We start from the raw sequence: 17,871 nt of genomic DNA on the forward strand, positions 1-17,871 counted from the left end.
CACAAGTTACGTTTGGCCCTCAAAAACTGGCAGAACCACCTTAGCGCACAAGCCGCCAGTTTCTCTGTTTAGCAATTCTATTGTGCCACCGTGCGACTGGATGATCGTACGTGCGATCGACAGCCCCAAGCCGGTTCCGCCAGTCTCTCGCGAGCGGGATGTTTCAAGCCGCACAAATGGGTCGAATACCGCATCAAGCATATGCTCGGGGATGCCGGGGCCCTGATCCTGGATCAATATTTTTGCCTCATTCCCCTCTTGCTTGACCGAGACGTCGGCCCGGGCACCATACCGGCAGGCGTTTTCAATGATATTGCGCAGAGCTCGCTTCATCAGCATCGGTCGAAGCGTGACGGCCGGATTGTCTGCTACCGATACCTCAACCACGTTGCCGGCTTGCACAATGTCTTCGGTCGTTTTGGTTACGAATTCACCAATTGGGACGGTACTGGAAGGTTCGCGCGTGGCTACGCCCTTGGCAAATGACAGGGTGGAGTCCACCATATCCTGCATTTCCTCGATGGTCTCGATCAGATGGTCACGGGTCTCCTCTTCCTCCACCAGTTCGGCGCGAACCCGCAATCCCGTCAGAGGCGACCGCAAATCGTGACCCAGCGCCCCCAATAGTCTGGTCCGATCGGCAACATAGCGAGTCAACCTGTCACGCATATGGTTGAACGCCTGCGTCAAATCTCGCACCTCGGTCGGACCAGAAACCGTCAGTTCCTGGACGTCTTCACCGCGACCAAACTGGTCTGCAGCCAGTGACAGGCGGCGCAACGGGCCGGTCAGCCGTGTCAGTAGAAACCAAATGGCTGCTCCAAGAATTAAAGTTGCAGTGAAACCGAAGCTGACGAAGGACTGCAAAGGCCATTGCAGAGGAGGGTTATGGAACCGGGTATCCACGTTGAGCCATTGATCGGTCGTCAGAGCGATCGACAGCTGCATTTCAATTGCGGAAACGTGATCACGCATCATTGCCATGTGCATTTCAGCCATTGTGGACGGAACACCTTCGACCGGCAGCATATCAGGAGAGAACTCATGCAACTCTACCCGGATGGGACGGTTTTCATAGCCTGGCAGAATTCTGCGGATTGTGTTTTCGACCGTCCCACCAGCGCTATGCCCGGTGTGATCGACCGCGGGCGTATCTGTAAGGCTGAAACGCACCAGTGGAGAGCTTGCCGCCCGCAGGATCGCGTCGTGCATCTCGGGTGGAGCTTCTTCAATCAGCCGCGCGATGTTTGCGGCGCGTCCGGCGGTTTCCAGGCCAAGGGCCATGTGCACTGCCATTGAGCGTTCGTCGACGAACAGCCACAGGCTGACCAGTTGCGCGGCAGCCAGCGCGGCGATGATCAAAAGGATAAGCTGACCGCGCAGACTTTGGGCAAAGGCTTTCATCCCGTAAGCTCGCTCACGTCGGTCGACAGGCAATAACCGCCACCTCTTACCGTGGTGATGAGCTTCGGGCGCGTTGGGTCGGCTTCGATCTTGCGACGCAAGCGGCTGACCTGGTTGTCGATCGTACGGTCGAACAAGTGCGGGCTGCGGCCGGCGGTCAAATCCAGCAGTTCGTCGCGTGACAGGAGTTTGCGGGGCCGCTGCAGGAATACGGCCAGGAGCCGGACATCGGCGGTGGTCAGACTTTCTTCGGCCCCTTCGGCGGATATCAAAGTGCGACTGTCGGCATCCAGTACCCAGCTTCCAAACGCGATCCGTTTGCCGCTCAGATCGCCAGCCGGGGGGACGGTGGTTTCGGAACGCCGCAGGATCGCCTTGATCCGGGCCAGCAATTCACGTGGGTTAAATGGTTTGGGCAGGTAGTCATCGGCGCCGATCTCTAAACCCACGATACGGTCGGTATCATCGCTGAGGGCTGTCAGCATCAGGATCGGCGGGCCACCGGCCGCGGACAGGCGGCGGCAGACCGACAATCCGTTTTCGCCCGGCATCATGATGTCGAGTACGATAAGGTCAATCCGACCGGCCGCCAGTCGCGCGTCCATCTCGGTTGCGTCGCGCGCGGTACTGGCGCGCAACCCATTCTTTTCCAGATAACGGCTGACAGCATCACGGATTTCGCGGTGGTCGTCGACAATCAAGATATGTGGTGCTTCGGTCATGGCGCGATCATAGGCCCCGGCGCGGTACAAATCCCGGCTTTTTTGTAACCCTTTGTATCAGTTGGGCCGGCTGCGACACAACGATACAAACCGGGTTGAGTAGGGGGGTGGTGGCGCGGCCGAGGGCGGCCATATGCTTTGTGTAGAAACAAAAACCCGAGAGGTGAAAGTCATGAAAGTTACCTTCACGCTGGCCGCCGGAGCCTTTGCCGCGACTTTGATGGCGCTGCCCGCGCTTGCCGCCGGTCAGCATGGCAGCAGCGCGCAGATGCAGGGCCATCAGGGCGGCATGATGCAGGGTGCGCCCGGCGGGATGATGGGCGATCACGCAGGCATGATGCAAATGATGATGAAAACGCATGGCCAGATGATGGGTGGTATGCATGGTAAGGGTATGATGGGCGGCAACTGGCTGGCGGTTCTGGACATGGACGAGGACGGTCGCCCGAGCGAATCTGAGATCGCCGAAGGTCTGAAGGCCCGGATGCAGGCGCATGACGTTAATGGAGATGGCAACCTGTCGATTGATGAGTTCGAAGCGCTGCATTCCGGAATGATCCGTGAAACCATGGTGGACCGATTTCAGCATCTGGATGCCAATGGCGATGGCACGGTGACCACAGGGGAAATCGAGAAAGGCGCGAAGACGATGTCGCCGAAACACGGCATGAAGGCCTCGAAACCTGTGACAAAGGCTTCTGAAACCAACAACTGAAACGCAACCGTGTAGCCGGGTCATCGCACTCGGCACAAACCACTGAGGAACAAAGCGATGATGGGGTATGGCGCTGGAATGGGGTTTGGCATGATTTGGATGTCGCTGATTGCAGTGTTGATCGTTCTGGCGATCGTGGCACTGGTCAAATACATCGCTAAGTGACCTCGGAATCCGTCACTCCCGTATAGGGGTGGAGGGCTATGTCATAGGAGGAACGAAAGCTGGAAGGCCTACACAGCAATAGCCGTTTGGTTTTCATCGCGGTTTTGATCGCGTTTCTGATCGCCACCATCTGGTTGTGGCTGTCTGGCGCGTTGGACGCAGGACTATCGCGCGAAGTCATTACTGCGTGGGTGGATTGGGCCGGCCCGTTCGGACCCGTTGTCATCATCGGCTTCATGACAGCCGCAGTGGTTGCCAGCCCAATCCCCAGCGCTCCGATCGCTGTCGCTGCCGGGGTGGCATATGGGCATGGGCTGGGAACCGCATTGGTTGCTATCGGGGCGGAGTTGGGGGCGCTGCTGGCGTTCCTGATAGCCCGTTGGTTGGGGCGCGACGCGCTGCGCCGGTGGTTCGGCGACAAGCTGGACATGGGGTTGCTTGGATCGCAGAATGCCCTGATGTTGACCGTGTTCACCAGCCGCCTGATGCCTTTCGTTTCTTTCGACATGGTCAGCTATGCCGCCGGTCTGACCCAACTTCAATTTTGGCGGTTCGCCCTGGCCACCTTGGCTGGACTCCTGCCGGCCAGTTTCGTTCTGGCCCATCTGGGCAGCCAGATTACCGAAACCGCGACAGGCGGCACCAGCCTTGCGGTTATCGGGCTTGGGCTGTTGACGGGGGCGCCACTTATTTGGTTGGCTTGGAATCGCAAGATGCCCGTTGGCTCTTCAGACCACGAATTGAGCCAGATCAATGCGACCGGTCCAAGCGGCCCTAAACTGTTGGAGAATGGAGGAAACCCTAAGTGATCCGCGCACAATGGATATCAACTGCGACACGGACGGCCCGAGCCATGGGCCGGCTGCAGGTCCTGTTGATCTGTGCGTTGGTGGTTTCGATGCTGATCTCTGTTGTGCCGTCCCATGCCGGACATGACATCGCGAAGGCCGCCACCCAGGCCGAGCTTGTGATCGATGACAGCGGTGGGTATCCCGCGTCTCATCCATCAGAAGAATTAGACTGCTCAGTGCACCCGGGCTGCTATGCGATGGCAGTTATGGCGGCACCTGAATTGCTCTCGATGCGTATTGCTACGCCCGTGGCGCCAGAACGGTTCCGGCCACGCGCAAGCCTGCCGGTCGCCCCACTACCACATCCGCCAAACCTGTCCTGAACGTGACCGGCAATGGCCCCGGATTCGCTCCGGGGTCTTGCCCAAGCCGTTGATTGCGGCCCAACTCGGTTCAGGACACTTACCATGCTTGCCATTCTGTACTTTTTCGTCACGGGCGCGGTGCTATTCGCACTGTTGCGCCTGGCCTGTGGCTCCTGTGTGATGGGGATACAAGAACATCAGCCGGGTGTTCCGGTGATAACCCTTGGCTGGGCGCTCAGCCTGTTTCTGGCCGCAACCTACCTGCTGTGCGTGGCCTTTGACCTGATCTTTCCAAGTTTTGCCATGTACCGGACTTGGATCGGCCTGATGCCCGGAGTGACCTGGCTCAGCCTGCCCTCATTCCTGTTGGGACTGTTGTGGGCGTTTCTCTACGGCTGGTACGCCGCGTTGCTGTTCGGCGGACTGTTCAATGTCTTTGCGGCTCGCACAAAACTCAACTGATTGAAAGGACAAAGCCATGAAGGCCATCGCTCTGACCCTGCTTTTGACGCCCTTCCTGATGGCCGTCATCTACCGGATTTTTCTGCACGTGCCCGCCAATGCGCGCGTTTCAGTTGACGAAAGGAAACCTAAATGACCCTGTTCAATCTGGCCGCTGGCCTGTCCGTAGTAGCTTTGACCGCGCCCTCTCTCACGCTGGCGTCAACCGTGTTCATTCCCGAAGGCAGCGCGGACTCGGTTCTGGTGATCGACTCCGAAACCGGCAAGACCGTCGAGCGGCTGCCGAGGCTCGTGGCGGTCCATGGGCTGGCAGGCGCGCCCGACGTTAAGTACCTGGTCGCAGGCAGCTACGCAGAAACCGAGGCCACAACGCCACCAAAGCCCGAAGGTATGTCCGAGGATGAACACGCTGCGCACCACGCCAAGCGCGATGTCACCGCGTTGCCCAAAGACAAGGGGCGGAGCCTGCTGACGATCCTTGATGCGGAAACACGCGAGGTCGTCCGCCAGATCGAGGTTCCAGGTGCGGTGCATCACACCGCGGTGTCGCCCGACGGGCGGTTCGCGGTGGCGACCCATCCAGGCGGTGACGGTATTTCGATCGTCGATCTCGATAAGCTCAGCTTCCTTGGTTTCGTAGCAACCGGGCCAATGCCCAACTATGCGGTATTCGCGCCTGACGGCGACAGGGTCTATGTCACCAATACCGGCAATGGTACACTTAGCGAAGTAGATGTCGTCAAAGGCTTCGTCGTACGCAACATCCCCGTCGGCGAAGGCCCTGAGCATCTTGTACTTAACGCCACCGGCAGCGCCGCCTTCGTAGCCGACAGTGATGGTGGCAAGGCCTTCCGCGTAGATCTTGCCAGCGGTTCTGTCACCGAAACCTATGACATTGGAGGCGAGTTGCACGGGATCGGCCTGTCCGACCGCGAGGGCGTACTGTTCGTGGCCGCCAAAGGCACCGACCGGTTGTTGTCGATTGATCTTGCTACGGGCAAACAGCGATCGACCAACCTGTCACCGGCACCTTATCACCTGACGCCCATACCGAACTCAAGCAAGGTGATGGTATCAAGCCGAACCGAACCGAAGGTCTGGATCGTCGATCAAGTCAGCCTGACGGCTATTACCGAAGTGCCGATACTGGGTGAGGGCCACCAGATGGTTGTTCTGCCCTGAAGGACTGTGCCCGGCATTGTGTAATTAAACGGCTCTACGACCAAAGCTTAAACCAGGGAGCAGAACATGACAGAAGACCACGACATCAGAATCCACGCGAACGGCCCGACCGAGGTCGCTTACGTCTGCCCCATGCATTCTGACGTGCGTCAATCTGGGCCCGGCGACTGTCCCAAATGCGGGATGCACCTTGTGCCCGAGGGCGAGGTGGATGCGCATGCGCATCACCACCATTCCGCGCATCATGGAGCGACGGACGACAACGGTGAATATGACATCGTTCCGACAGGCTATGACGGACCCGTATATACCTGCCCGATGCATCCGCAGGTGCGGCAAACCCATCCCGGGTCCTGCCCACTCTGCGGCATGGGGTTGGAGCTGGAAAGCGCGGCGATGGTGGACGAGGGGCCGAACCCGGAACTGGTGGATTTCACCCGGCGCCTATGGGTAGGTGCGGTTCTGACGCTGCCGCTTTTGGTTTTCACGATGGGCCCCTACGTTGGGCTGTCTGGCGTGCGAGAGATTTTTGGTGAGCGTACAACCCTATGGATTGAACTGATACTTGGCACTCCGGTCGTTCTTTGGTGCGGCTGGCCATTTCTGGAACGAGGGTGGAATTCGTTTCGCACCATGAATCTAAACATGTTCTCGTTGATTGCCATGGGGGTTTCGGCCGCGTGGCTGTTCAGCGTTGTCGCCGTATTGATGCCCCACATATTTCCGGACGGTTTTCGAGATTCAGAAGGCCATGTTGGGGTCTATTTCGAAGCGGCCGCAGTTATCGTTACACTTGTTCTGCTCGGGCAGGTGATGGAACTGCGGGCCCGCGAAGGCACCGGTAAGGCGATCCGCGCTTTGCTGGACATGGCCGCAAAGACCGCCCGCATTATCCGCCCTGACAGCAGTGAAGAGGAAATCCCGCTTGAAGAAGTACAGGTAGGCGACCGCCTTCGCGTACGCCCTGGCGACAAGGTGCCAGTAGACGGCATTGTACTCGAAGGGCGCTCATCTGTTGACGAAAGCATGATCTCTGGCGAGCCGGTTCCGGTTGAAAAGGTACAGGGTGAGCCGGTCACAGGGGCGACAATCAACGGCACCGGTAGCCTTGTGATCGAAGCAACCCGAGTGGGCTCTGACACAATGCTGTCCCAGATTGTCGAAATGGTGGCCAACGCGCAACGCTCGCGCGCACCGATCCAGAAATACGCCGACAAAGTTGCCGGATGGTTCGTGCCAGCGGTCATTGGCATCGCTGTATTGGCCTTCATTGCATGGGCGGTTTGGGGACCGGCTCCGGCACTCTCCTACGCCTTGATCGCAGCGGTGTCGGTACTGATCATAGCTTGCCCGTGCGCGCTTGGCCTGGCCACTCCGATGTCGATCATGACGGCCACGGGGAGAGGTGCACAAGCCGGAGTTTTGATCAAAAATGCCGAAGCTCTGGAACGGTTCGAGAAGGTCGACACATTGATTGTCGATAAGACCGGTACCCTGACAATGGGCAAGCCAAAGCTTGTGGCTATATTACCCGAACCTGGCCATGACGAAGTCGAGGTGCTGCGGCTGGCCGCAACGCTGGAGAAGGGCTCGGAGCACCCGTTAGCTGAGGCAATCGTCACAGGAGCCGAGGAACGTGGCGTGGCCCTGTCCGACGCCAGTGACTTCGAGGCGGTGACTGGTAAAGGCGTGAAAGGCACGGTGGATGGCCGCCCCGTCGCGCTCGGCAACCTGAAACTGGTCACCGATCTCGGACTCGAGGCGGCCGAACTGACGGCCAAGGCCAATGCGCGTCGGGATGACGGCGAAACGGTGATGTTCGTGACGCTTGATGGTTCAGTGGCGGGGTTGGTTAGCGTCGCCGACCCGGTCAAGGAAACAACACCCGCCGCCCTCAAGGCGCTGCACGAGCTGGGTTTCCGAATTATCATGGCGACTGGCGACAACGAACGCACTGCAAAGGCGGTGGCCGAACGTCTGGGTATCGACGAGATTCGTGCCGACGTTCTACCCGAGGACAAGGCCCGAATAATTCGCGAACTGCAGGAGAAAGGCGCAAAGGTCGCCATGGCCGGTGACGGGGTGAACGACGCACCCGCATTAGCGCAGGCCGATGTAGGCATCGCAATGGGGACTGGCGCTGACGTAGCAATCGAAAGTGCAGGCTTCACGCTGGTCAACGGTAGCCTCGATGGCATCGTGCGCGCCCGAAGGCTGGCTCGCGCTGCTATGCGCAATATCCGGCAGAATCTATTCTTTGCCCTGATCTACAACGCCTCGGGCGTTCCGGTGGCGGCGGGTCTTCTGTTCCCGCTTTTCGGCATCCTGATCAGCCCGATGTTCGCCGCCTTCGCTATGAGTGCTTCATCGATTTCAGTGGTGTTGAATGCGCTGCGACTGCGGGGGGCGAAGATTTGAGCACGCACGAGCATAATACGCACGGTGCCGATGGCGCGCTGAAGCCCGGATCAATCTCGCTGACCGGGGCCGTCGCCATGGGTACCGGCGTTATGATCGGCGCGGGGATATTTGCACTGACCGGACAGATCGCCGGGCTGGCGGGGCCGTGGTTTCCGCTGTCCTTCGTGGTCGGGGCCGTGGTGACGGGTTTCAGCGCTTATACCTATATCGCCATGTCCAACGCCTGGCCCTCATCGGGCGGCATCGCCATGATCCTGACCAAGGCCTACGGGCCCGGGGCGGTTGCGGCGGCGGCCTCGCTGCTGATGGCGCTGTCGATGGTGATCAACGAAAGCCTCGTCGCGCGTACATTCGCGAGCTATGCGCTCCGCCCGTTCAACATCGAGAGCGGACCGCTGGTACCTTTGGTCGCGGTTGCGCTGATCGTCTTTGCCTATGCGGTGAACCGGTCGGGCAACCGGTCGGTGGGGTTGTGGTCGATCATCATGTCGGCGCTCAAGATCGGCGGGATCACAATATTCGGCATCGCCGCACTTTGGGCGGCGGGCGGAACCTGGCAGGTTCAGGGCTCGGAACCGGCGGCGCCGTTGGGGTTCGTCGCCTCGGTGGCCCTGTCGATCCTCGCGTTCAAGGGCTTCACCACCATCACCAACAGCGGGGCTGAGATCGTCGACCCGCACCGCAATGTCGGGCGCACCATCATGATTTCGATCGCGATCTGCGCGGTGGTCTACCTGCTGGTCGCCCTTGCGGTCGGCGTCAGCCTGCCGCCCGAGCAGATCCGCGCGGCGCAGGACTATGCTCTGGCCGAGGCTGCCAAGCCGGTGCTGGGGCAGGGCGGGTTCTACCTGACCGTTGCGCTGGCGATGGTGGCAACGGCCTCGGGGCTGATCGCCAGCGTTTTCGCCGTGTCCCGGATGCTGGCGATGCTGACCGACATGAAGATGATCCCGCACAGCCATTTCGGCATGACGGGCAGCATCCAGTCTCACACGCTGATCTACACGGTCGTGATTGCGGGTCTGCTTGCGGTGTTGTTCGACCTGTCTCGCATCGCCTCGTTGGGGGCGTTCTTCTACCTGGTGATGGACATGGCGGTGCATTGGGGTGTCTGGCGACGCTTGCGCGGTCAGATCAACGCCCGGGGATGGGTCTTGCTGACCGCTCTGACGCTGGATGCGGTGGTGCTGACTGCGTTCACAATACTCAAGCTACGCTCGGATCCGATGATCGTGGTTTATGCCGTTGCTGGCATCGGCTTGGTCTTCGCCTACGAGCGCATCTTTCTCAAACAATGGATCATCTAAAAGGAGGCAAATCAGCTATGACCCAATCAAATTTCGACGAAACTCGCGCCACACAGGAGACGACCGAAAGGGTCAGCTCTGACGAAACGCCCGAAGCGCCCAAAACCGAAGATCAGACGGCCAACGGTGCCAAGCGTAATTGGCTCCCGGTTGTCATTGCGATCGCGTTGGGCGCCGCTGTTCTGGGCTGGGAATACCGCGAGACACTCTATCCTTTGCTCAGTTCTCCGTTGCTGTTCTTGCTGGTCTGCGTGGGCATGCATTTCTTAATGCATCGCGGCCACGGCAAACACTGAGAACGGCGCCCTGTATGGCTGGCGGCTTTGCGGCAAGAACACTGCGCAACAAGGAGTAGGAATGGCCAACTGAGCAGAGCAAATACGTAATCCAAGAAGGAAGGGAAATTGCCATGTTAGCAGCTCCAATACGGATAGCCGCAATTGCACTGCCCCTGACGGCCGGTGCACTGCCTGTAATGGCTTCGCACGGTGAAGTTGAGCACTTGCGGGCGACGGACCAATTGCCCATGGGGCTCATCATGCCTGAAATGAATGCCGAACGGGGCAGGGCGCTGTTTGTCAACAAAGGCTGTATCGTCTGCCATTCGGTTAACGGTGTGGGCGGCGAGGACGCCCAGGCGCTGGATACCGACACTATGGAAGACATGATGAACCCCTTTGATTTTGCCGCCCGTATGTGGCGCGGTTCGGCTGCGATGGTCGAACTACAAAAGAAAGAACTGGGCGAACAGATCGAGCTTAACGGACAGGAACTGGCCGACATCATCGCCTTTGTCCATGACGCACGGGAACAGGCAAAACTGACACGAGATCAGATTCCGGAAGGCATCGCCAGAATGATGCACCATGACGTCGACGAAGATCACTCCGATGAATCGGAAATGGAGCATCAGGGTGAAGAAGAGAAACAGAGCGACTGATCAATGTCGTTCGTGTCCTACCATTCGATGAACCCGTCCTGACGCACAGGAGGAACAGTATGTCTGAATTTTCTGAAAGACAGGCACCTTCAGAGCCTGAAACTCGGCGAGATTTCTTATACTTCGTCACCGGCGGTGCCGCCATCGTGGCCATGGGCGCGGCGGTCTGGCCACTTGTTAACAGCATGAACCCCAGTGCAGACATCTCCGCCCAAGCCGTTGTCGACATAGATCTTGAAGGAGTCGGACCAGGAACGAGGATCACTGTTAAATGGAAAGGCAAACCGATCTTTATCGACCACAGGACTAAAGAGCGGATCGCGCTGGCTAAGGCAGAAGACGATGCACCAATGATCGACCCGCAACCTGACTCCGAGCGCGTACAGCGACCTGAATGGCTGGTAGTTGTTGGCGTATGCACCCATCTGGGATGCATACCGCTCGGGCAGGGTGGCAGCGAACCCACCGGAGACTGGGACGGTTGGTTCTGTCCGTGTCACGGTTCACATTACGACACGTCAGGCAGAATTCGGAAAGGCCCCGCGCCCCGCAACCTCGATCTGCCCCCTTACGAGTTCGTGACCGACACGCGGCTAAAAATAGGGTGACAGCGTGGTGAAAATCAGAACTGTTCGATCGTAAGCGCTATCGAACTCAGCAGTGAGAAATGGGCGCAATTCGGGCCTTGAACGGAAGGTAGCGGGGTTGCTTGAGAACCGGATTATCGCCAGGCCGGACCCAGAGTGGCAGGTGCAGAAAAAGAGGAGATCAAGGCTTCCGTTTCCGAGTTGAGTTTGCGCCAGATCATTGTGAGAAATCCCTGCGTCGCCCAGAAAGCCATATCTGATGAGTATCCGAGGGTGACGAATATGGCGGTCCCGTATCTGCGGTCCGCATTAAATCCTACCGGTGCGTTTTTTACATCGGCTTAAGACAAGCTTTCCCAGGAGGGAACATGACAATGAATAACCTGAGCCGCCGCCGCTTGATGCAAGGAGCCGCGGCCCTTGTGGGGAGCGCGGCGCTTCCCGTCTTCGCGAAAACAAGCCCCTCAATCCATGTCCTGAAGGATCCGAATTGTGGGTGCTGCGGATCGTGGATCAAAATCATGCGGGCGGAAGGTTTTGAAGTAGGCGTGGAAAACAGTGCTTGGGAGGCCTTGAACGCTTACAAAACCGCCAATGGGATTCCGGAGGGCATGATGTCATGCCACACGGGCCGCGTGGAAGGCTACATGATCGAAGGACACGTCCCACCCGCTGACATTCGGCGCCTGCTGGGCGAACGCCCGGATGGTGTCGGACTGTCGGTTCCGGGAATGCCTTTCGGCTCACCTGGCATGGGACCGGAAAGCGAACGCGAAGCTTTTGACGTCTTCCTGATCCGCAAGGATGGAACCACAGAGGTGTTCGCCAGCTACCCGGCGGCATGAAGTGCCGGTAGCGCTGGCGAGATCCTGAAAAACACGGCCCTCGCTTCTTCTGCCCGGTTTACGTGACATTCTTCACGGCAAACCAGTTGATCCGCGACTTCGCGCCTGCCTTGTCCTATCGGGCAAGTTCCAGCCTACGGTGAAAAAATACCTGCGTCCGCAAAGCCTGATGACCGGCTTTGCGGACAAAACCGACATCACGGTCGCCGTATCAACCGCAGCATTTGTCGCCCGCCTGAATTGGCGGGCATGGGGCCGATCCGTAGGAACAGTAGACGCAGCAATCGCCGGGAAGTGGCTTCAGGACTTTTCCGCAAGATGTGCATTCGTAGAACCACTGGCACGCATCTGTTGGCATCGTTTCAGGTCTTGAATGTCCACATTCCGGGCAGATGATCGTGCTGACAAGGTTCGGGCGTTCTTCACTCATGGCGTCACATTAAGGTTATCAGGAAATCATTTATTCGGATTTCGTTGAGTACGATAACCCAAGCGATAGTCGTCAACGCAAAACTGCCTGTCAGCCACCATTTGAGGCGGTCGAGTGAACCATGGCGGTACGCGACGATGCCAGAGAGAAGCAGCAGGGCCGTCGAACCGCCGAGCACGCAATAACTCGCGGCGGCGATCTTGCCAAATACGGCCAGCCAGCTCCCTCCCAAGCCAAGTAAAATCAAGGCCATCGGCAAGATGCAGCAGGTCGCAACGCCAAATGCGGTAAACGATCTAAGAAAACTCGCCCCTACAAATTTGCTCATAGTCAGCTTTCTCCGACTTTGACGATCTTGGGCGGAAGCCGGTTCGGCTTCCTCGATTTTTGCTTCGTGCGGTTTGCGAAATTCGACATCATGACCGACAATATGCATCCTGTAGTGGCTACAGGTTCAAGGGAAAGGTCATCACATGATTGCGATTGGCGAAGTGGCGAGATTGACCGGCCTGTCGATCGAGACGATCCGCTACTACGAACGGGAAGGCATAGTCGAGAAAGCCGGTCGAACCGCCTCGGGGCGCCGCGCTTACACGGAACGGGAAATATCCGAGCTCAGATTCATCAAACGCTGCCGCGATCTTGGCTTTACTATTCAGGATGCATGTGCACTTCGCGAATTGTCCAAAGCGCCGGAGCAAGCCTGTCGTGACGCCGAAGGCGTCGCAACAAGACACCTCGACAACGTTAGGTCAAAAATCGCCGCTCTCCAACGGCTGGAGCAAGCATTGGTAGAACTTGTGCAGACCTGTGCTGAAGGAGAAGCAGCATGCCCCCTGCTAACGGCGTTGCTCAACGAGCCTGTCGTCAAAGATGTCATTAGCGGCCATTAATTGCAGCGCCCGGAAAAACCGAAACTGCCTATCCCAGTTTGTGGAGGAGCGGCTTCATTGTCCCAGTATTTCGTAACCTTAAACGATGACGGCCGATCTCTGTTGTATATTTGTTGAATGAGAGAATTGCGATCAGCTTACCCTCTAAGTCGCTCTGTTAGCTATGCCGGACTGGTGATGGCGTGGATGCTCTGATGCTGTCAACTAAGGAAGAAATACCAAAGAATCTGCAAATTTTTGCCGCTTTACCCCTAGAGGCTAAGAAGTTGTTGCAATGCCTCAAAGCACATGAAGGCTTGGAATGAAATACATTGGCCCGGGAAGTTTGGATACCTCAGAGGAACGAGCATGGAGAAGGCAGATATGACAAATCCCACTTTAGTTCAGGGAATGTTATCGAAAAACCTGCTGGGTTATCTCCCAATGATCTGTTTTATATGCAGCTTTTTTGTGTCTGCCGCTACATCGCAAGCCTCTGAGCTTCCCTTGATCAAACTAGATAGAGAAATGCGAGCGCCGTCGGGTGCCAAATCACTATGCAAAGACTACTCGTGGGCGTGCGCGAGCGCTCGTAGTTCTGGTCTGTCCGTGGCACAAGAAAATCAGATCGTTAAAACGATCAACACGCGCGTCAATCGGAGAATCCGTGCCGTTTCGGATCAAAGCCAATATGGGACAAAGGAATACTGGACACTGCCGACGCAAGGGTCAGGAGATTGCGAAGACTTCGCTTTGCAAAAGAAGTTTGAACTTGTGCAGAATGGTTTGGATCCTACGAAGCTACTAATTGCGACTGTCTTGGACACCAATCGCAATGGCCATGCTGTTCTAGTCTATCGCTCGAGTGAAGGCGATTTGGTTCTGGACAATGTTACCAACAGGATCAAAACGTGGAAGGAAACGAGGTATCTTTTCCTAAGAATACAGGACCCACTACACCCTGACCGTTGGGTGCAGGTTTCTAGCGGCTAAACCGTTGGGTAAACATTGGTTGCCTCTCGCAATTGATGTCACGACCTGCATTGTTCTGGGCGCATATTTGAGTTTCGTTGCTCCGTCCGACTCGTCCATCTGCTTGTGTTTGCACCATTGCGTGTGAACGAATTCGATCCGCGCGCCAGATATCTCCGAGGTGTTGTATTGGCCCACCGCTGGGATTCCGCAAGCCATACACGTAGACAATGGGCGCGTTTCCGCAGCGAAACCTTCCATTTGACCTGCTCAGATTGGGGTATCTCCGTCAAGTAAAGGCCACTGGGTCGAGCGCATTACGGCGACGATATCGAACGCCTGATTAGGACGACCATGGAGGCCGTTCATCTACTTTAGGGAAGAACGCAATCATCCCCCAAGGATAAGGGGAAATGCGACGGCTCCGGCACTGCGTCGATGACATTGGAGGAGTTCGAAGACTGGCTGCACCCGGAGATATGCCGTTATCACAACACCCGTCACAGCGGGTTGCGGCGAGCACCGATGGCAGCTTGGGCGATCCTCAGTTCTGGTGACGCAGACAGAAAAGTTTTTGATGCCTAGGCGTTTCGCATCAGCGAACTTTCTTTTGAATGTCGTCAGTTGGCGCGACGCATTCAGTCCCATGATCGGTCGTGGTAACGATCAAGCACGAACCCCGCTATATGTCCCGGATCTGGACTGTAAATGACGATAGAACGAACCTAGTTACGCGCTACAAGAACCTGTCGCGTCCCAGAATTCACCTTGGGAGGCGCGGTGCGCGCGGACCTGAAAATAGGCGTGTAATGGCGAGCCGATCCCGGAGGCAATGCTGTTTCAGATTATTGAAGAACAAAGATGTTTCGCGTGAGCTGTTCCACTTCATCGCCTACCACCTGCTTCAGCTCAATCTCACATAGAAACTTGGAAATCTCTTCGTCTGATGGTTGCTTCTTCGCTCTGCCAAATCCCCGTCTCGCACTCGGTGTATTTGCATAGTTTTAGAGGGCTAGGGCTAATGTGTGCTTGTTGCTCGAGTATAGACTCTTTTCCAGATTTAGAGTCAAAACAGGTATTGAAACCGAGCTAACAACCGACCAGCAAATATGAAATCTCAGATGGAAGTTCTCGATCAAGGATCAGCCTGACGCATGTGCCTGCCTACCCTCACGCTTTGCAGAACCTGCCGCGACGCGGATTCCACCCTTTATAATCAGCTAGCCGCAACGCTGGAGGCATCGGGGGTGCAAGCCGAGTTGCAGCAAGTAGATTGCATGTCCGGTTGTCGCCGACCACAGACGTTGGCGGTGCGACAAAGCGGCAAGACCGCCTATCTGTTCGGAGAGATTACTGCAGTCGATCTTCCGGACATAATGATTTTCATGCGGATGTATGAGGACAGTACTGACGGCGACTTCGCTGACGCCAGGAAGCTAGGTAAGCTACGTTTCAAGGCGATTGCACGTATACCGGCACAAAAAAGATAGCCCACATGCAACTTGCCGGCCAAAACTCCGGTGTGGAGTTTTCAGCTTACAGTTTGTGTTTTTCGACTTAGCCTTCTGCACTTAGCGGCTAAAATCTAAACCAATCCTGCCATTACTTAAGATTAACCGCTGCAGAATGCTATGATGTCGCTTTCGTACTTGACGGAACGCAGCACTATGGAAGAATAAAGGCTTCTACGGTGTCCAAAGGTGCTTACGCACTGGGACTGAAACGGGAATGAGGACGGTGCATTAAACTACTGCACTGAAGCCTTGACCGCCCCCGCGACTGTGAGCGGCGAGCGGCCTTCCAATACCACTGGCGTAATGGCGCCGGGAAGGGGGAAGTCTGCTGTGACCTGCGAGTCAGGAGACCGGCCGTAGAATGGACACAACTTATGCCGTCGGGTGTGACGGTGAGGAGGATTAAAATGACGACAAAAACGATCAAGGCATCCGCCGCTGGCGCATCCTTTCTGCCTGCAGTATTCGCCGTGGTTCTGGGTCTGGGGATCATTACCGTGACTGGCCATGTTCAGGCTTCTGGCCTGCATGACGCGGCTCATGATGTGCGCCACGCAACTGGCTTCCCCTGCCACTAAGACAATGTTCAGTCGTATTCTGACCAGCGGCTTGTTCGCTGGTGCTGCAGCGGGGCTGATTGCCGCCCTTCTGCAGTTGTATTTCGTGCAGCCCGTGCTACTTCACGCCGAGCTCTATGAAGGCGGCGACCTGGTACATTTTGGCGCTGATCCGGTAACTGCGCATCCCGACCTGCCCGGCATGTTCGCCGAGCCGATGCGCGATGGTCTCAGCATTATCTTCACCACGCTTACGTACACTGGTTATGCGCTAGTCCTGGCGGCTTTGATGTCGGTAGCCGAACGTCAGGGGCATGAAATCAACGGCCGCACCGGCCTGCTTTGGGGTCTTGCGGGCTTTGTCGCCTTCCACTTTGCTCCTGGCTTGTCGCTGGCTCCAGAAGTTCCCGGAGTGGCGGCAGCAGATGTCGGAGAGCGTCAGATCTGGTGGACGGTCACCGTTGCCGCAGCCGGCGTGGCCATGTGGCTGATTGCCTTTGGAGGTAACCTGGTAAGCTACCTGATTGCGGCCGTGCTGCTAATGGTACCGCATATTATCGGGGCCCCTGAGCCCGACAGTTTCTCTGGGCCGGTTCCGACCGAGATCGGGGCGCTTTTTGCTGCCCGGGCCTTCGGCATCGGCATGGCCGCCTGGGCACTCTTGGGCAGTTTCACCGGCTACTTCTGGCAGACAGAAGGCAAGCGCGCAGGCGCTGCAGTCTGATCGCGCTCCTCCATTGCTACCCCGCTGGTTACACCGGCGGGGGCTTTCTTTATTGAGGATGACAAGATGTCCCGTTCTCTCGCTCTCTTTGCCATCGGACTTGTCTTTGGCGGCGGTGCTGGCTTTGTGATTGCCGCCAGCAGCGGTAGCACCTTTGAGAGCCATGATCATACTGACCCGGCCCAACATGGCGGCAACATGGAGATGGCAGCGCACGACCACTCCGCGGCCACTAATCTACCTGCCGACAGCGACGCCCCCAGTGTGGCGATCCAGATGATTAAGGATCCTATGGCGGGCTGGAATCTGCGTGTGACACCGCAGAACTTTCGCTTTGCTCCGGAAAATGCTTCCTCGGCTGACGTTCCAGGCGAAGGTCACGCGCATGTTTATATCAACGGCGAAAAGCTGGGCCGCCTTTATGCCAATTGGTTACACCTTCCGTCGCTCCCCGATGGCAATGTTGAGGTAAAAGTTTCTCTCAATGGCAACAGCCACAGCCCTCTGATGGTTGAGGGTGTGCCCGTAGAGGCCAAAGTGACCGTCCAGCCTGACGGCGATGACTCCTGAGTGACATTCCTGGCTGAGAAGACAACTACGTGGGTTCAGCAGGTCAAAGCGGCAAGTACAGCGTGCGTGCGGGTTTTTGCCGCTCTGTATCCAAGAACAGACAAGCTGTTGCAAAGCACCGCAGAACATGAAGGCTTGCGATAGAGTACTCTTGGTCCGGCAGTTGCGGATGCACTGGAAAACTGAGCATGGGGAAGGCAGATATGACAAAACCCACTTTAGCTCAGGAACGGTTTTCGGAAAAGATACCGGTTTATCTATCGATAGCCGGTTTCATATGCAGTTACTTTGTCTCTACCGCTACATTGCAAGCCTCTGAGCTTCCC

The 17,871-nt window shown here is 57.1% G+C and carries 21 protein-coding genes and 1 riboswitch; of the genes, 17 read left to right on the plus strand and 4 right to left on the minus strand.

Features of this window, described 5'->3' with window-relative positions; all coding sequences use genetic code 11:
• Positions 1-6 precede the first annotated feature (6 nt).
• Complete coding sequence (locus ACR3EH_RS21880; protein WP_170481601.1) at positions 7-1,404, minus strand: ATP-binding protein; 1,398 nt, start codon at positions 1,402-1,404, stop codon at positions 7-9.
• Positions 1,401-2,126: a response regulator gene (locus ACR3EH_RS21885; RefSeq protein WP_171676540.1), complete on the minus strand. Its 726-nt coding sequence runs from the start codon at positions 2,124-2,126 to the stop codon at positions 1,401-1,403. The genes ACR3EH_RS21880 and ACR3EH_RS21885 overlap by 4 nt, the downstream gene beginning before the upstream one ends.
• A gap of 172 nt (positions 2,127-2,298) precedes the next feature.
• On the opposite strand from ACR3EH_RS21885, the gene ACR3EH_RS21890 reads away from it, so the two are divergent.
• From ACR3EH_RS21890 to ACR3EH_RS21940, 11 genes are all read left to right on the plus strand, one after another.
• Positions 2,299-2,841: an EF-hand domain-containing protein gene (locus tag ACR3EH_RS21890; protein WP_253762181.1), complete on the plus strand. Its 543-nt coding sequence runs from the start codon at positions 2,299-2,301 to the stop codon at positions 2,839-2,841.
• A gap of 251 nt (positions 2,842-3,092) precedes the next feature.
• A complete protein-coding gene (locus ACR3EH_RS21895) occupies positions 3,093-3,815 on the plus strand; it encodes a TVP38/TMEM64 family protein (protein WP_371810746.1) in 723 nt (240 codons plus the stop codon).
• Positions 3,812-4,180 carry a hypothetical protein gene (locus ACR3EH_RS21900; RefSeq protein ID WP_157054266.1) on the plus strand — a complete coding sequence of 123 codons (369 nt, stop codon included), beginning with the start codon at positions 3,812-3,814 and terminating at the stop codon, positions 4,178-4,180. The genes ACR3EH_RS21895 and ACR3EH_RS21900 overlap by 4 nt, the downstream gene beginning before the upstream one ends.
• An 84-nt stretch (positions 4,181-4,264) precedes the next feature.
• Positions 4,265-4,624 carry a hypothetical protein gene (locus ACR3EH_RS21905; RefSeq protein WP_171676542.1) on the plus strand — a complete coding sequence of 120 codons (360 nt, stop codon included), beginning with the start codon at positions 4,265-4,267 and terminating at the stop codon, positions 4,622-4,624.
• A 132-nt stretch (positions 4,625-4,756) separates the two neighbouring features.
• On the plus strand, positions 4,757-5,806 hold the full coding sequence (locus tag ACR3EH_RS21910; protein WP_171676544.1) for a YncE family protein: 1,050 nt from the start codon (positions 4,757-4,759) through the stop codon (positions 5,804-5,806).
• Positions 5,807-5,938: 132 nt separating this feature from the next.
• Positions 5,939-8,224, plus strand: a complete 2,286-nt coding sequence (locus ACR3EH_RS21915; RefSeq protein ID WP_171676571.1) for a copper-transporting P-type ATPase — start codon at positions 5,939-5,941, stop codon at positions 8,222-8,224.
• On the plus strand, positions 8,221-9,534 hold the full coding sequence (locus ACR3EH_RS21920) for an APC family permease (protein ID WP_171676546.1): 1,314 nt from the start codon (positions 8,221-8,223) through the stop codon (positions 9,532-9,534). Before ACR3EH_RS21915 ends, ACR3EH_RS21920 begins: the two co-directional genes overlap by 4 nt.
• A gap of 17 nt (positions 9,535-9,551) precedes the next feature.
• Positions 9,552-9,830, plus strand: a complete 279-nt coding sequence (locus ACR3EH_RS21925; protein ID WP_170515721.1) for a DUF2933 domain-containing protein — start codon at positions 9,552-9,554, stop codon at positions 9,828-9,830.
• Between the two features lie 113 nt (positions 9,831-9,943).
• Positions 9,944-10,474 (plus strand): c-type cytochrome, encoded by a 531-nt coding sequence (locus tag ACR3EH_RS21930; protein ID WP_171676548.1) that lies wholly within the window; start codon positions 9,944-9,946, stop codon positions 10,472-10,474.
• Positions 10,475-10,533: 59 nt separating this feature from the next.
• Complete coding sequence (gene petA, locus ACR3EH_RS21935; protein ID WP_170515728.1) at positions 10,534-11,082, plus strand: ubiquinol-cytochrome c reductase iron-sulfur subunit; 549 nt, start codon at positions 10,534-10,536, stop codon at positions 11,080-11,082.
• A 347-nt stretch (positions 11,083-11,429) separates the two neighbouring features.
• The gene (locus tag ACR3EH_RS21940; protein ID WP_171676550.1) at positions 11,430-11,906 is read left to right on the plus strand and encodes a DUF411 domain-containing protein; all 477 of its coding nucleotides are present in this window, start codon (positions 11,430-11,432) and stop codon (positions 11,904-11,906) included.
• 211 nt (positions 11,907-12,117) lie between these two features.
• Here the strand turns inward: ACR3EH_RS21940 and ACR3EH_RS21945 are convergent, their stop codons facing one another.
• Together ACR3EH_RS21945 and ACR3EH_RS21950 are read right to left on the minus strand one after the other, a co-directional pair.
• A complete protein-coding gene (locus tag ACR3EH_RS21945) occupies positions 12,118-12,336 on the minus strand; it encodes a GDCCVxC domain-containing (seleno)protein (protein ID WP_247748072.1) in 219 nt (72 codons plus the stop codon).
• Between the two features lie 4 nt (positions 12,337-12,340).
• The gene (locus ACR3EH_RS21950; protein ID WP_171676552.1) at positions 12,341-12,664 is read right to left on the minus strand and encodes a hypothetical protein; all 324 of its coding nucleotides are present in this window, start codon (positions 12,662-12,664) and stop codon (positions 12,341-12,343) included.
• Between the two features lie 145 nt (positions 12,665-12,809).
• Between ACR3EH_RS21950 and ACR3EH_RS21955 the strand changes: the two genes are divergently transcribed.
• The 6 genes from ACR3EH_RS21955 to ACR3EH_RS21980 all read left to right on the plus strand — a co-directional run bounded on the left by ACR3EH_RS21955 (position 12,810) and on the right by ACR3EH_RS21980 (position 17,545).
• Complete coding sequence (locus tag ACR3EH_RS21955; RefSeq protein WP_170481544.1) at positions 12,810-13,229, plus strand: MerR family transcriptional regulator; 420 nt, start codon at positions 12,810-12,812, stop codon at positions 13,227-13,229.
• Positions 13,230-13,577: 348 nt separating this feature from the next.
• On the plus strand, positions 13,578-14,201 hold the full coding sequence (locus ACR3EH_RS21960; protein WP_253762183.1) for a transglutaminase-like cysteine peptidase: 624 nt from the start codon (positions 13,578-13,580) through the stop codon (positions 14,199-14,201).
• A gap of 1,133 nt (positions 14,202-15,334) precedes the next feature.
• Entirely contained in the window at positions 15,335-15,670 is a 336-nt protein-coding gene (locus tag ACR3EH_RS21965; protein WP_170481541.1) for a DUF1636 family protein, read from the plus strand.
• 181 nt (positions 15,671-15,851) lie between these two features.
• Positions 15,852-16,067, plus strand: a riboswitch (cobalamin riboswitch).
• A 34-nt stretch (positions 16,068-16,101) separates the two neighbouring features.
• A complete protein-coding gene (locus ACR3EH_RS21970; RefSeq protein WP_170481539.1) occupies positions 16,102-16,272 on the plus strand; it encodes a CbtB domain-containing protein in 171 nt (56 codons plus the stop codon).
• 4 nt (positions 16,273-16,276) lie between these two features.
• The gene (locus ACR3EH_RS21975; RefSeq protein ID WP_171676554.1) at positions 16,277-16,975 is read left to right on the plus strand and encodes a CbtA family protein; all 699 of its coding nucleotides are present in this window, start codon (positions 16,277-16,279) and stop codon (positions 16,973-16,975) included.
• Positions 16,976-17,041: 66 nt separating this feature from the next.
• Positions 17,042-17,545 (plus strand): hypothetical protein, encoded by a 504-nt coding sequence (locus tag ACR3EH_RS21980; protein ID WP_171676556.1) that lies wholly within the window; start codon positions 17,042-17,044, stop codon positions 17,543-17,545.
• The last annotated feature ends 326 nt before the right edge of the window (positions 17,546-17,871 follow it).

The organism is Ruegeria sp. BG7 (genome assembly GCF_056535685.1).